General features: G+C 41.6%; 12 protein-coding genes and 1 other annotated feature. Of the genes, 9 read left to right on the top strand and 3 right to left on the bottom strand.

What is annotated here, in order from left to right:
- Positions 1–131 precede the first annotated feature (131 nt).
- The 3 genes from IW510_RS03355 to IW510_RS03345 all read left to right on the top strand — a co-directional run bounded on the left by IW510_RS03355 (position 132) and on the right by IW510_RS03345 (position 2,698).
- Positions 132–800 (top strand): NAD(P)H-dependent oxidoreductase, encoded by a 669-nt coding sequence (locus IW510_RS03355; RefSeq protein ID WP_202056910.1) that lies wholly within the window; start codon positions 132–134, stop codon positions 798–800.
- Between the two features lie 207 nt (positions 801–1,007).
- Positions 1,008–1,811 carry an ankyrin repeat domain-containing protein gene (locus IW510_RS03350; protein ID WP_202056908.1) on the top strand — a complete coding sequence of 268 codons (804 nt, stop codon included), beginning with the start codon at positions 1,008–1,010 and terminating at the stop codon, positions 1,809–1,811.
- 179 nt (positions 1,812–1,990) lie between these two features.
- Positions 1,991–2,698: an alpha/beta hydrolase gene (locus IW510_RS03345; RefSeq protein WP_202056906.1), complete on the top strand. Its 708-nt coding sequence runs from the start codon at positions 1,991–1,993 to the stop codon at positions 2,696–2,698.
- Between the two features lie 78 nt (positions 2,699–2,776).
- Here IW510_RS03345 and IW510_RS03340 read toward each other — a convergent pair whose 3' ends face one another.
- Positions 2,777–3,796 (bottom strand): LacI family DNA-binding transcriptional regulator, encoded by a 1,020-nt coding sequence (locus IW510_RS03340; protein WP_202056905.1) that lies wholly within the window; start codon positions 3,794–3,796, stop codon positions 2,777–2,779.
- A gap of 294 nt (positions 3,797–4,090) precedes the next feature.
- Here IW510_RS03340 and IW510_RS03335 point away from each other — a divergent pair, with 294 nt between their 5' ends.
- The 6 genes from IW510_RS03335 (at position 4,091) to IW510_RS03310 (ending at position 11,033) form a co-directional block, all read left to right on the top strand.
- Entirely contained in the window at positions 4,091–5,356 is a 1,266-nt protein-coding gene (locus IW510_RS03335; RefSeq protein ID WP_202056904.1) for an extracellular solute-binding protein, read from the top strand.
- Between the two features lie 266 nt (positions 5,357–5,622).
- On the top strand, positions 5,623–6,900 hold the full coding sequence (locus IW510_RS03330) for a carbohydrate ABC transporter permease (protein WP_202056901.1): 1,278 nt from the start codon (positions 5,623–5,625) through the stop codon (positions 6,898–6,900).
- Position 6,901: 1 nt separating this feature from the next.
- A complete protein-coding gene (locus tag IW510_RS03325) occupies positions 6,902–7,762 on the top strand; it encodes a sugar ABC transporter permease (RefSeq protein WP_202056894.1) in 861 nt (286 codons plus the stop codon).
- Positions 7,763–7,771: 9 nt separating this feature from the next.
- Positions 7,772–9,808 (top strand): beta-galactosidase, encoded by a 2,037-nt coding sequence (locus IW510_RS03320; protein WP_330932573.1) that lies wholly within the window; start codon positions 7,772–7,774, stop codon positions 9,806–9,808.
- Positions 9,809–10,011: 203 nt separating this feature from the next.
- Positions 10,012–10,335, top strand: a complete 324-nt coding sequence (locus tag IW510_RS03315) for a winged helix-turn-helix transcriptional regulator (protein ID WP_202056892.1) — start codon at positions 10,012–10,014, stop codon at positions 10,333–10,335.
- Positions 10,336–10,424: 89 nt separating this feature from the next.
- A complete protein-coding gene (locus IW510_RS03310) occupies positions 10,425–11,033 on the top strand; it encodes a hypothetical protein (protein WP_202056890.1) in 609 nt (202 codons plus the stop codon).
- Positions 11,034–11,161: 128 nt separating this feature from the next.
- On the opposite strand, the gene IW510_RS03305 is transcribed toward IW510_RS03310, so the two are convergent.
- Both IW510_RS03305 and IW510_RS03300 read right to left on the bottom strand, forming a co-directional pair.
- Positions 11,162–12,283, bottom strand: coding sequence for a PLP-dependent transferase (locus IW510_RS03305; RefSeq protein ID WP_202056888.1), 1,122 nt, complete (start codon positions 12,281–12,283; stop codon positions 11,162–11,164).
- On the bottom strand, positions 12,267–13,214 hold the full coding sequence (locus IW510_RS03300) for a LysR family transcriptional regulator (RefSeq protein WP_202056884.1): 948 nt from the start codon (positions 13,212–13,214) through the stop codon (positions 12,267–12,269). Before IW510_RS03300 ends, IW510_RS03305 begins: the two co-directional genes overlap by 17 nt.
- Positions 13,215–13,267: 53 nt before the next feature.
- Positions 13,268–13,513 (bottom strand) — a binding site (T-box leader).
- Positions 13,514–13,565 lie beyond the last annotated feature (52 nt).

Below are 13,565 nucleotides of genomic sequence, written 5' to 3'. Positions count from 1 at the left end.
ACTAGTATGTTCATAAGCAAGGAGGTATAAATCATTTCCCTAATTTACTTTCTGATAAGGAGGGAGTAATCTGTAATCAGTTAAAGTATTTCAATAAAAAATCCATGAAGGATAGAGATGGGGAAAGATAAATGGACAAGCAAGAGAGCTTACGAAAAGAAATTCTACAGGCACATCATCATCGTTTTGCGACAAAATCATTTGACAGTGAAAAGAAAATTGATGAAGCTGACTGGTTGACAATTATGGAAGCGGCACGTCTGTCACCGAGCTCATTTGGCTATGAACCGTGGAAATTTTTGCTAGTTGAAAATAAACAAGTGAAAGACGATTTGCAAGAAATTGCCTGGGGAGCACAAAATAGCTTAAATGGTGCCAGTCATTTTCTAATTGTATTGGCTAGAAAGAATGTCACTGGAGATAGTGCTCATGTCAAGCACATGGTAGAGGATGTCTTCGGTGTGCCTTATTCTGAATCAGCACCTCAGACGATATTCTTCAACAACTTTCAAAAAAATGATTTTGACTTGACGGATGAGCGTAAATTATTCGATTGGGCATCTAAGCAAACGTATATTGCTATGGCGAATATGATGACTACCGCTGCTTACTTGGGGATTGATAGCTGCCCGATTGAAGGGTTCGATAAGGTAGCCGTCGAACGCTATCTTGCAGAACAAAAAGTCATTGATTTGAGGAAGTTCGGTGTATCCTATATGGCTGGCTTTGGCTATCGCGCACAGGAAAGACCTGAAAAGAAACGTCAAAAAATGACAGATATCTACGAAGTGATTGAGTAGAAACTGTTGTTTCTAAAGTATAGTATTGTTAGTGAAAAAACATGTGCGGTTGATTTTTTACCTCGCATGCTTTTTTGCGTTGTTTTACAAAAGCAGTATTATGCTTTTCGCGCGAGGTCAAACAGATTTATAGACAAATAAGAGTGAGTCAACTAGATTAGAGGAAAACCATTGTAACGGATACATCGGTGAAAGGGGAGGAATTTGGTGCGACAGAATAAATTTTTATTAAGTGTTTTAGGTGCGAGTGTGTTAGTTTTATTTGCAGCTTGTCAAGAACAGCAAACTGCTTCCAGCCAAGCTTCTTCTGCGAGCAGTTCCAGTTTATTAAGTAGCACAGAAACGATAGAAACTGAAATGAGTACAACCAGTCAATCATCCGAGGAAAAGGAAGTGGAAGAAGTGGTAAGAAACTTTGAAGCAGGGGCGCTATTAATGGCGGTCAATCAACGGAGCATTGATCAGGTTAGAGAAATCCTTGAAGACCCTGACTATGTGATAGCTGAGGTAGATAGTGAAAACAATACGCCGTTAAATATTGCTGTTCATAATAATGATATAGAAATTGCTAAGCTGCTGATTGATTTTGGTGCAGATATTAATAAGCAAAATGCTATTAGTGATAGTCCGTATTTGTATGCCGGAGCTCAAGGACGAACAGAAATACTGGCCTATATGTTGGCACAGGCGGAGCCGAATTTATCTATTCATAATCGCTTTGGCGGGAATGCTTTGATTCCGGCAGCGGAAAAAGGTCATATTGAAAATGTTAGACTGCTATTGGCTGATGGGCGCGAGGACATTGATTTTCAAAATAATTATGGCTATACAGCACTGATTGAAGCGGTTGGACTGCGAGAAGGAAATGAGCTGTATCAGGAAATTGTACGAGTGTTGTTGGAACATGGGGCGAATCAGCATATCAAAGACAACTCAGGGCGAACAGCAAGGGATTACGCTATTCAGTTAGGCTACACAGAAATCAGTAATATTTTGGCAGAATATGATTAAAAACAGCGATAGTATAAGCTCTTAATAAGAGTCGGGTTACAACATAGACGTGTCAAAAATTTTCTAAAAAATACTAAGAGATGATTAAGGAATGCGGAATACTGCTGAGATTCGTTGAAACGACAAGTGGTTCTTGTTATATTTAGGAGTATATAGACAAATCGGATGAAGGAGAAACAATGAAAGAACGAGCATTATTGATTATTCACGGTTTTGGCGGGGATGAGCAGGAGATTCTGTATCTGCATGAACACTTGAAGCATCAGGCAATGGATTCTTATTGGATTCGTCTAACAGGACATGGCGAAGGGAAACAGGCTTTTGCCAAGGCGACCTATTCAGATTGGCTGAATGATGTCGAGCAGAAAATTATCGAGCTTGAGCAAAACTATCAAAAAATCACCTGCATTGGTTTTTCAATGGGTGGCTTGTTAACGATTCAACACTCGAATCGGACATCTGTCGATCAAATTGTATTATGCAGTACCCCTATTCAGCTCTACAACTTTCCAGTGATTGTCACGGATATCAGTCAAGGTCTGTTCTCGAGAGATAAAGAGCGCTTGAACTACTATTTCTCATCAACTGCTACGCCTTTCAAGGCCTGTATTCAATTCTTAAAGCTGCTTTCTTTGACGAAAAAAAGGCTGAAGCGTGGGTTAAAAGATGAGCTGAAGGCGAACATGCTCATTTTGCAAAACAAACGAGATGAAACAACGCATGCCAAGAGTGCGGATTATCTATGGAAAATCAGCGATTGTAAAGCCTCGCTGCATTTGTATGAGGGGGGCACACACCAGCTGTTTTTAGGAGAAAACAAGGAGCAGGCAGTCAAAGATTTGGTTGCGTTTGTTCGAGAAAAAAATTACTCATTGAATAGCATTTAATGAAGAGGTTTCAAAAAGAAGACTGCTAAAGGAGACGCCTGCAGAAGGCTCCTTGACAGTCTTTTTTATTGTGCAATTTTACTTGCTCGTCTCATCCTTGGCAGCCGGAATAAAGCTTTTTCGAACAATCAGCTCCGAACCCAACAGCACGGTTTTTGTAGTCTTTCGAGGATAAATCAATTGATCCACTAACATATCAATGGCCGTCTTAGCAATTTCCTCCACATCTATTTTAAATGTAGTCAAAGGCGGAGAGACAAACTTCGCAATTTCATTATCATTAATACTTAACAGTTCCAAGCGGTCAGGAATCAAGATGCCCTTTTCGTTGAAGGCTTGAAGGGCACCAACAGCAATCGTATCGGAAGCGACAAAGAAGGCTTCCGGAAGGTCATCATCGGAGGAAGCAATTAATGCACTGGTTAATTGATACCCTTGATCAACAGTGAAATGGCCGCCGGAAAATATGTATTTTTCATTCAGCAAGCCTTTTTTCAATAAATAGTCTCTAAAAGCAGATTCTCTGCTGTCCATCTCTTCTGATCCGGTGTCAGGATCGAAAAAAGCACCGCCGATAAAGCCGATTTTTTGATAGCCTTTATGGATAAAATAATCAATTGCCTTGCGTGTCATATGATCTGTATCTGGCTTAACTGTGTCGAAAAGGTCCGGTTGAGGATTAATTTCCAGAAAAACCCCATTAGGACAACTAGTTTTCAGCTGGCGAATTTCGTCGCTGGTAAAAGAACCAATCCCGATGAAGCCAGACGAATTCTTTGGTAATTGCTCAATGCCTTCTTCATGCTTTAGCATGGTGATTTCCATGTTATTGATTTTTGCGTATTTTTCGATAGAAATACGAAGCTGTCTAAAGTAAAGGTCTTGAAGCTCTTCTTGATCAGTTAGCCAGAATAGCACAGCAATCTGTTCAATAGGTGTTTTTATTTTTGAACGGTCATAGCCCATAGCAAGAGCTGTATGGATAATCGTTTTTCTTGTTTCTTCAGCGATGGACAAGCTGGTGTCTCCCTTTAACAAACGAGAAACCGTTGCTTGAGAATATCCGGACTTTTCTGCAACTTGTTTGATAGTAACCATAATTTCACCTCAAATTTAGTATACATTAGTTAGTTCATTTAGTAAATATATTTACTAAATGTTAGTGTGGATATCATCAAATTTATTTTTTCGAGAAATGACTACTAAGTGCTTCTTATTGCTGTGATAACAATGTTCTCACAAAGATAGGTCTATTGTTTAATATTCAAACAAGTAAATAACATTACTCTTGAAAGGAAATTAATTTAACAAATAACTTTACTTATTTAGTAAATTAATTTATCATAGTAAATGTAGATAGCGTTTTCAAAAGATGGAAGGTGGAAGATCACTATGAAAAACGGGAAAAATATTTTGTTACTAGGCTTACTGGCTGCGGGTTTATCTGCCTGTGGTCCTCAGAGCAGCAGCTCGACAGACAATTCTGGTTCTTCTAAAGGAAATAAGGAATACGACTTGCTCGTATGGGAAGATCAATCAAAATCTGCTGGTATCGAGGAAGCGGTAAAGACGTTTGAAGAAGAGCATGATGTGACGATAAAAGTCGTAGAAAAAGCCTATGCAGATCAGCTTGAGGATTTACGATTAGATGGTCCCGCAGGAACTGGAGCGGATGTCATCACAATTCCAGGGGATCAGATTGGGACAGCGGTCACTGAAGGATTGCTGAAGGAGATGACAGTAGAGCAAGCTGTACAGGATATCTATACAGAGGCGGCCATGCAATCCCAGATTGTTAATGGCAAAGTGTATGGGCTGCCCAAAGCAGTTGAGACCCAAATTTTATACTATAATAAAGCACTTATTTCAGAGGAAGAACTGCCTAAAACGACAGATGAATGGTTAACCTATTCAAAAAAAGTGAAGACTGACAGCAGCTACGGACTTTTGGCACTGTGGGATCAAATCTATTACGCACAAGGTGTATTAGGCGGCTATGGCGGCTATGTGTTTGGGACGGATGCAGATGGAAGCTACAATCCAGAGGATATCGGACTTGCAACTGATGGTGCAATCAAGGGGGCTGAGTACATAAAAGAATTTTATGACTCAGGGGTGTTTCCAACAGGGATTATTGGAGAGCAAGGAATCAATGTGTTAGATTCACTATTTACGGAAGGAAAAGCTGCTGCTGTCATTTCAGGACCTTGGAATTTGGAGCCCTATAAAGAAGCGGGCATAGATTATGGTGTGATGGAGCTGCCGTTGCTTGGGAATGGTGAGCACATGAGTTCATTCATAGGAGTGAAAAGCTATAACGTCAGCAGCTATTCTCAGAATGCAGACTTAGCAGAAGAGTTTGTTGCATTTATTACGAATGAAGAAAATTCTAAGGTTCGTTTTGAGAAAACAGCTGAAATCCCAGCTGTTGAAGCGTTGGCGACAGATGAATCTATCTTGGAAAGCGAGAGTGCTGCTGCGATTGCTGAACAATCAAAACACGCGGAGCTGACTCCGGGAATCACCGCGATGAATAGTGTCTGGGAACCTATCGATTCAGCATTACAGACAATCGCCACTGGAAAGGCTGAGCCAAAAACTGCTTTGCCGCAAGCTGTTGAGCAAATTAAGTCTGCGATTGCAGCGACTCAAAATTAGAGAATAGGGCAGTAATACATGCCAAAGGGCAAAGAGTATCAAATAGTCTTCACATGTTTCGATGAGCAACGCTAGAACTGTCAGCTGTAAATAAAAAATAGAAGAGAACTTTTGTGTTTGCAGCTGACCTGTTTTAGGAGGAAGTATTATTTTGCTAGGAGTCTACTCTTACTACTTGTTTTAATTCAGTATTATTTAGCTGAAATCAACAGCTTATCATATGGAGAAACTTTATTACACGACCATTTCCAAAGGAGGTTTTATCAATGGAGGCTGTGAAAACCACTGGCTCACATGCCAAAAAAGCCGCATGTTTATCGATTATTCCGGGCGTTGGACAATTTTATAATCGTCAAAAACTGAAAGCCGGATTGTTTTTCTTTTTCTTTGTTATGTATCTATTTGTTTTTAAAGATTTGTTCAATATGGGTATCTGGGGACTTCTTACACTAGGGACAGAGGTTCCTCGTGATAACTCCATTTTCTTATTGGCTGAGGGCTTGGTCGCACTGATTGTTATTGCTTTTGGTTTGTTTTTTTACTATCTAAACATACGCGATGCTTATAAAAACGGTGAATTAATTGATCAGGGGTTAAAGGTAAATTCGCTAAAGGAAAGCTATCAGGCGCTTCTGAGTGAGGGCTATCCCTATTTATTAAGCAGTCCTGCATTTATTCTGTTAGTATTTTCTGTGATTTTCCCCATTTTGTTTAGTATTGCTTTAGCTTTTACGAATTATGACCTCTATCATTCTGCACCGGCTAATCTGGCTGATTGGGTAGGATTAGAGACCTTTAAGAAAATTTTCACTGTCGATATCTGGCGCAGTACCTTTTTTGATGTTCTTGGCTGGACGGTTATCTGGACGTTGGTTGCTTCAACTTTACAAGTAACAATCGGTGTTTTTTTGGCAGTCGTTGTTCATCAGAAGGAGCTTCGCTTTAAGAAGTTTTTCCGTACAATTCTAGTATTGCCATGGGCGGTTCCAGGTTTTGTGACAATTTTAGTTTTTGCCGGTTTGTTCAATGATAGTTTTGGAGCGATTAACAATTCTTTGCTTAGCTTTTTCAATATTTCTCCAATTCCGTGGCTGACAAATGCCAACTGGACGCGCTTGGCATTGCTGCTGATTCAAGGATGGCTGGGCTTCCCATATATATTCATTGTAACAACTGGAACGCTGCAGTCGATTCCGGAAGATTTATACGAGGCTGCAACGATTGATGGTGCATCAGCGTTTCAGAAGTTCCGCAAAATCACATTGCCATTGGTTCTGTATTCGATGGCACCGATTCTTATTACCCAATATACCTTTAACTTTAACAATTTTAACATTATCTATCTTTTCAATGCCGGAGGTCCGGCAGTTCCCGGCTCTACTGCGGGTGGAACGGATATTTTAGTTTCTTGGATTTATAAACTGACGATGCAGAACAGTCAATATGCGTTAGCCGCTGCCTTAACTATTTTATTATCGGTTTTTGTCATTGGCTTGGCTGTATGGCAGTTCAGACGGACAAACTCATTTAAGGAGGAAGCATAAGATGAAGGAGCATCATTCAAGTATTAAGCGACAACGCCATGTAAGACTTGCTTTGACCTATCTGCTGCTGCTCTTTATGGTAGTTGTCATTATCTATCCGTTGCTTTGGACAATTGGTGCCAGCTTTAACTCTGGGAACAGTTTAATCAGTACTAGCCTGATTCCGGAAAATCCAACAACGGGACACTACAGCCGATTATTTGCGAACGAAGGAACACTGCTTTATGGACAGTGGTATATCAACTCATTGAAAATCAGCTTCTTTACAATGCTGCTTTCCTTGGTTTCAGTATCGATGACAGCATATGCCTTTTCTCGTTTTCGCTTTACCGGTAGAAAAAATGGACTGACACTGTTTCTATTGTTGCAGATGATTCCACAGTTTTCCGCCTTAATTGCTATTTTTGTTTTGGCACAAATGTTGGGCCTGATTAACAGTCATTGGCTGCTGATATTGATTTATGTTGGCGGGCAGATTCCGATGAATACATATCTCTTAAAAGGGTATTTTGATTCGATTCCCAGAGATTTGGATGAAAGTGCCAAGATTGATGGTGCCAGCAGTACACGCATCTTTTTACAGATTATCCTGCCTCTATCAAGACCGATGCTGGCAGTAGTGGCGATGAACGGCTTTACGGGTCCTTTAGGCGATTTTGCACTTTCTTCTGTTCTATTAAGAAATCCGGAGTATTACACCTTGCCTATAGGGTTGTATAAATTAGTAACAGATAAGATGGGGGCAAGCTACACCACCTTTGCGGCAGGGGCAATCCTCATCAGTATTCCAATTGCGCTAGTCTTCCTGTCTCTGCAAAAGCATTTTGTTTCAGGATTGACAGCGGGAGGAACGAAAGGATAGGGAAATCAAATGAGACGATACGATTTAGAAACACGCTTGCTTCATGGGGGAGACTATAATCCGGATCAATGGCTGGGTTATCCGGAAATTTTAGCGAAGGATTTGGCGTTAATGGAAAAGGCGAAAGCGAATACTTTTTCATTGGGAATTTTCGCATGGAGTACCTTAGAGCCGGAGGAAGGAGTCTTCCGTTTTGACTGGCTGGATAAAATCATGGCAGATATTCATGAAATGGGTGGTAATGTTATTTTAGCTACGCCGAGTGGTGCTCGTCCGGCATGGCTCTCACAGAAATATCCTGAAGTTCTGCGAACCAATGAACGTCGGGAAAAACAGCTGCATGGAGGCAGACACAATCATTGCTTTTCTTCACCGGTCTATCGGAAAAAGGTAGCAATTATCAATAAGAAGCTCGTTGAACGTTATGGCAATCATCCGGCATTATTGATGTGGCATATCTCCAATGAGTATTCAGGTGATTGTCATTGTGACTACTGTCAGGAGAATTTCCGCAGCTGGTTGAAACAGAAATACACAACACTGGAAGCCTTGAACGAAGCTTGGTGGGGTCCTTTTTGGAGCCATACCTACAGTGATTGGTCACAGGTCGAATCCCCTTCAAGTCTAGGAGAAACGATGGTTCATGGCTTGAATCTGGATTGGAAACGTTTTGTGACAGATCAAACGATTGATTTTTATCAGCATGAAATCAAGGATATTCGCAGAGTAACACCGAACATCCCCATCACAACGAATTTTATGGCAGATACGAACGATTTGATTCCTTTTCAGAGCTTAGATTATGGCGAGTTTTCAAAACATGTAGATATTATCAGCTGGGATTGCTATCCGGCTTGGCACAACGATTGGGGCACAACCGCTGATTTAGCCAGCAAGGTCGGCTTTATCAACGATCAGTACCGCAGTCTGAAGCAGCAGCCTTTCCTTATCATGGAGTCTACGCCCAGTAGTGTGAATTGGCATGATGTGAACAAGGCAAAACGTCCGGGGATGCATCTGTTGTCTTCCTTGCAGTTTATCGCTCACGGCTCAGATAGCAACTTATATTTTCAATGGCGGAAGTCCCGCGGTTCGTCGGAAAAATTCCATGGCGCTGTTGTGGATCATGACAACAGTGAAGAGAATCGAGTGTTTCAAGAGGTAACAAAGGTTGGACACAGTCTTGAGAAAATCAAGGCAGTGAAAGGAAGTTATAAAAAGGCGAAAGTCGGAATCATCTTTGATTGGGCAAACAACTGGGCTTTGGAGGATGCACAGGGATTTTCTCAACAAAGCAAACGCTATGCTCAAACACTGCAGGAGCACTATCGCAGTTTTTGGAATGCAGATATTCCGGTAGAAGTGATTACACCGGAGTCAGATTTGGGTAAATACGACCTAGTAATTGCCCCAATGCTCTATTTGATAGAAGAAGAGACGATGGATAAGTTTACGGAATATGTCACCCAAGGAGGGCGCTTGGTTTCAACCTATGTGACCGGTTATGTAAATGAAACGGATTTAACTTACCTCAACGGTTGGCCAAAGAAGCTGCAAAAATTATTCGGTATCGCAGTTAAAGAAACGGATACACTCTATCCGAAGGATCGCAACCAACTAAATTATCAATCGAAAAGCTATGAGGTTCAGGATTATTGCAGCATTATTGAGCTGAAGGGGGCGCAAAGTCTGGGAAGCTATGTGCAGGATTTCTACGCACAGCAGTCGGCAGTGACCAAGCATACGGTTGGGGCCGGAACAGCTTACTATATTGGAGCAAGAACGGCACAGGATTTCCTGACAGATTTTTATACGGCATTAGCGCAGGAACTTTCTCTAACGAACCCATGGGTAGTAGCAGGACATCCAGATGTGTCTGTTCAGTCACGCGATTTTGAAGAGGAAAGCTATTACTTTGTGATGAACTTTTCTGAAGAAATCCAAATAATTGAGGTGGCAGAGGAAAGTACGGATTTACTTACGGGCGAAAAAATCAGTAAGCACATTCAATTGCAGCCATATGGTGTGAAGGTTCTGCATCCGTGACTATCAAAGTAGAAGCGGGTATAGTCATTCAACACAAAGAGTAAGAAGAAAAAAGAAAATAGACAGCCTTTGTTTCTGTTAAGAAATAAAGGTTGTTTTTTGTCCAACGGATAAATGAAAATGGCAGAGGTCAGTAAAAAATAGAAATAATGAATCAGAATAGCGTACAATAGATTATGAAATTACGAGTCAAAGGAGTCACTATGATAAAAAAAGAAGAAATGCCTGTATGTGATGTCGCAACGACTGTCCAACTCATTGGAAGTAAATGGAAGATACTGATAATTAGGGATCTTATTGGCGGGGCTAAAAGAACCTCAGAACTAAGACGCTCTTTATCAGGAATTTCTCAAAAGGTTTTGACAGAAAGCTTAAATTCGATGATTGAGGATGGGCTTGTGAATAGAAATGATTTGAAAAAAGTACCGCCTCATGTTGAATACGAGCTTACAACACTAGGAGAGACACTTCTTCCGGTTATTGAGTCAATGAGGAAATGGGGAAATTATTACAAAGCTCAGCTTTAAAACATAGGCACATTTTTGTGCCTACTTCGCAGACCATAGCCAGTGTCATACTATTAATCTAACGACTATTTAGTAAGGAGCAGATAATTATGACTATAGAGCTGATGGACTTTACTCCGGTTCACACAAACGCTAAATTAGTAGAATTCCAAGGTGAACCGGTTTTGCAAGTAACGAAAAGTGAGAAGCTGATGGCGTTTGATGAAAATACGTATTGCAAATTAGAAGATGTATCCTTCCATAACGGGATAGTGGAGGTAAAGGTTCTGAGCCGACTTTTACCTGATGCACCTGACTTTGCGCGCGGCTTCATTGGACTGGCGTTTCGAATTGACAAAGCTGACACGTCTTTCGAATCCTTCTATGTTCGACCAACGAATGGACGTGTGGAGGACCCTGTTAGAAAAAATCGAGCGGTACAATATTTTTCCTATCCCAACTATACGTTTGATTACTTTAGGGAGCGGGGCATTACTGATTTTGAAGCACCGGCCGACATCGGTCTTGATGAATGGCTGACAATAAAAGTGGTTGCCGAAGAAGAAAAGGCTGCTTTTTATGTGAATGATGGAGAAGAACCTGTTCTGAGGGTAGAAAACTTGAAATTAGGAGCTGAAACAAAAGGATCGATTGGTCTTTTTGTAGATATTGGGACTCAGGGGTTCTTTAAGGACTTGAAAATTACGCCGTTTGATTAGGCTGTGTTGAAAACGTTAGGAGCGAATCGTTTTATTATTCTTTATGAAATCCGGCGCTCACCTCATTGGAAGAGCTGTATGCTCCGCGCTGTTTAAATTCTATCTTTTAGTCAAACCGCAGTCTCCTTTCATGGAGCTGCGGTTTTTTCCAAAGCCTGTTGAATATCTGCAATCAAATCCTCTGCTGCTTCAATACCAATGGAGAGGCGCAACAGGTCGTCTGTAAGACCATAGGATTCCCGTAACGCCTTTGGGATGTCTGCGTGAGTTTGAGTAGTCGGGTAAGTGATTAGGCTTTCCACGCCGCCCAGACTCTCGGCAAAGGTGAAGAGCTTCAATGCAGACAAAAAGCTGGGTACCTGTTCCGGTGACTGCAGCTTGAGACTAATCATACTGCCCCGCTCAGGGTAAAAAATTTCTTTGATGCGCTTCTCTTTTTTCAAAGAAGCAGCCAGCTTTTTCGCGTTTTTTTCCTGCTGCTTTATCCGCAAATCCAAGGTTTTCAGACCACGGATTAACAGCCAGGAATCAAAAGGAGATAGTACAGCTCCCGTGGTATTCAAAGCAAAAGATAGTTTCTCTCCTAAATCATCAGAGCCGGTGATAACAGCGCCTGCCAGTAGATCATTGTGTCCGCCTAAGAACTTTGTCGCAGAATGAACAACAATATCGGCACCCAAGGTTAACGGCTTTTGAAGGATAGGCGTGAGAAAGGTATTATCGACAATTAGGAGCGCCTGATGCTCCTTTGCCAGCTGAGCTGCTATAAAAATATCCAGTTCATTCATCAACGGATTCGTTGGTGTCTCCAAAAAGACCGCGGCAGTATCTGCATCAATTGTCTTTTTCAATTCCTCCAGTGTATCGAAATAGCTAAATTGAGCATAGCCCTGTTGCGTCAACGCATCGAAATAACGATAGCTGCCCCCATAGACATCTCTGGAAACCAGAAAACGGCTGCCGCTTGGAAACAGCTGGAAGACCAATTGAATGGCACTCATTCCGGAGCTGGTGGCAAAGCCGTAACGTCCATTTTCCAGCTGAGCCAATGCCTGTTCAACAACCTGTCGTGTTGGGTTTGCTGTTCGGGTATAATCGAAGCCGGTACTTTGTCCCAGCTTAGGGTGAGCATAGGTTGTTGAAAGATAGATAGGCGTGCTGACGGCCCCTGTCTGATCATCCTGATGATTCCCGATTTGCGCCAGCCTCGTTGCCTCTTTCCAGTGTGTCGGTTCAGTAGTTTTTTTCATAAACATCCTCCTCAATCGTCGCAAACCCATAATCACGGATATGCCTTTTTAGCGTTCCTAAGTAATGTTCACCAAGTGCGGATAGGGTACTGCGTCGACTTTTAATCCAGCCAATTTCAATTTGATCGGAAATATCCAAGGGGATCGCAACAATACTGTCATCATTCAATTCCCGACTGATGATTCCTGAGCTGAAGGTGTACCCATTCAAGCCAACCATCAAATTGAAAATGGTTGCGCGATCGCTGACCTTGATATGCTTTTTATAGGTTCTCGTACTTAGAATTTCTTCCGCAAAATAGAAAGAGTTGCCATCGCCCTGTTCAAAAGAAAGGTAGGGCAGCTCGTCCAATTCCTCAAGGGTAACTGAAGCTTTGGCGGCCAAGGGATTATCTTTACTGATAAAAATATGCGGTGTTGCTTGAAACAATGGTGAGAATACAAGATTTTTTTCCTCGAACAGCTTTTCCATAATTTGCCGGTTAAAATCACTCAGAAATAAAATACCAATCTCACTTCTAAAGCCCGCAACATCCTCTAAAATATTCTGTGTCTCAGTTTCTCGCAATGTAAATTGGTAACTGTCGTCTTCGTAGCTATGAATAAATTCTACAAAGGCGTGGACCGAAAAGGCATAGTGCTGAGAAGAAATAGACAACCGAGAGTCTCGCTGCTTGGTATGCTTGTAGCGCTTTTCTAAGAGCTCAACCTGATCAATTACCTGTCTGGCATAGGATAAAAACTCCAGACCTTCCTCTGTTAACGACACCCCCGATTTGCTGCGATGAAGGAGACAGATACCCATCTCCGTTTCCAACTCCTTGATCGCATTGGACAGCGTCGGTTGTGATAAAAATAAGCTTTTTGCTGCTTCGTTGATTGAACCAATCGCAGCGATTTTTTCCAGATACTCTAGTTGTTGAATACGCATAAGCCTGCTCCTCCTTTTCAGATAAATAAAAAAACGCCCTTTTTCTCTATAAGAAAAAGGGCGAATGATTTCGCGTTACCACCTCTGATTGTCATTACTTCACAATAACGACCTTAGCCAGTACGAGCGTCTGCTGATACTGCGTTGCTGTAACGGGCACCTCCGTCAGCTGCTTGTGGATTCACTCACTGCTGAATGCTCAAAGACCATCTTCCAACCGATCCTCACTGCTTCCTCTCACCTGCCGAAGCTCTCTGTACGCGATTTACTAGTTGTACTCTTCTTTTCTACGCATCATATATTGTTCTATACTATAGCCAATTTTTTTCAGTGTGTCAAATGATTCTCTCT

It is taken from the genome of Enterococcus sp. BWR-S5, assembly GCF_016745255.1.
Taxonomy (GTDB): Bacteria; Bacillota; Bacilli; order Lactobacillales; family Enterococcaceae; genus Enterococcus_L.
Note: the sequence above shows the minus strand (reverse complement) of the source record. Positions and strands in the feature narration are given on the sequence as shown.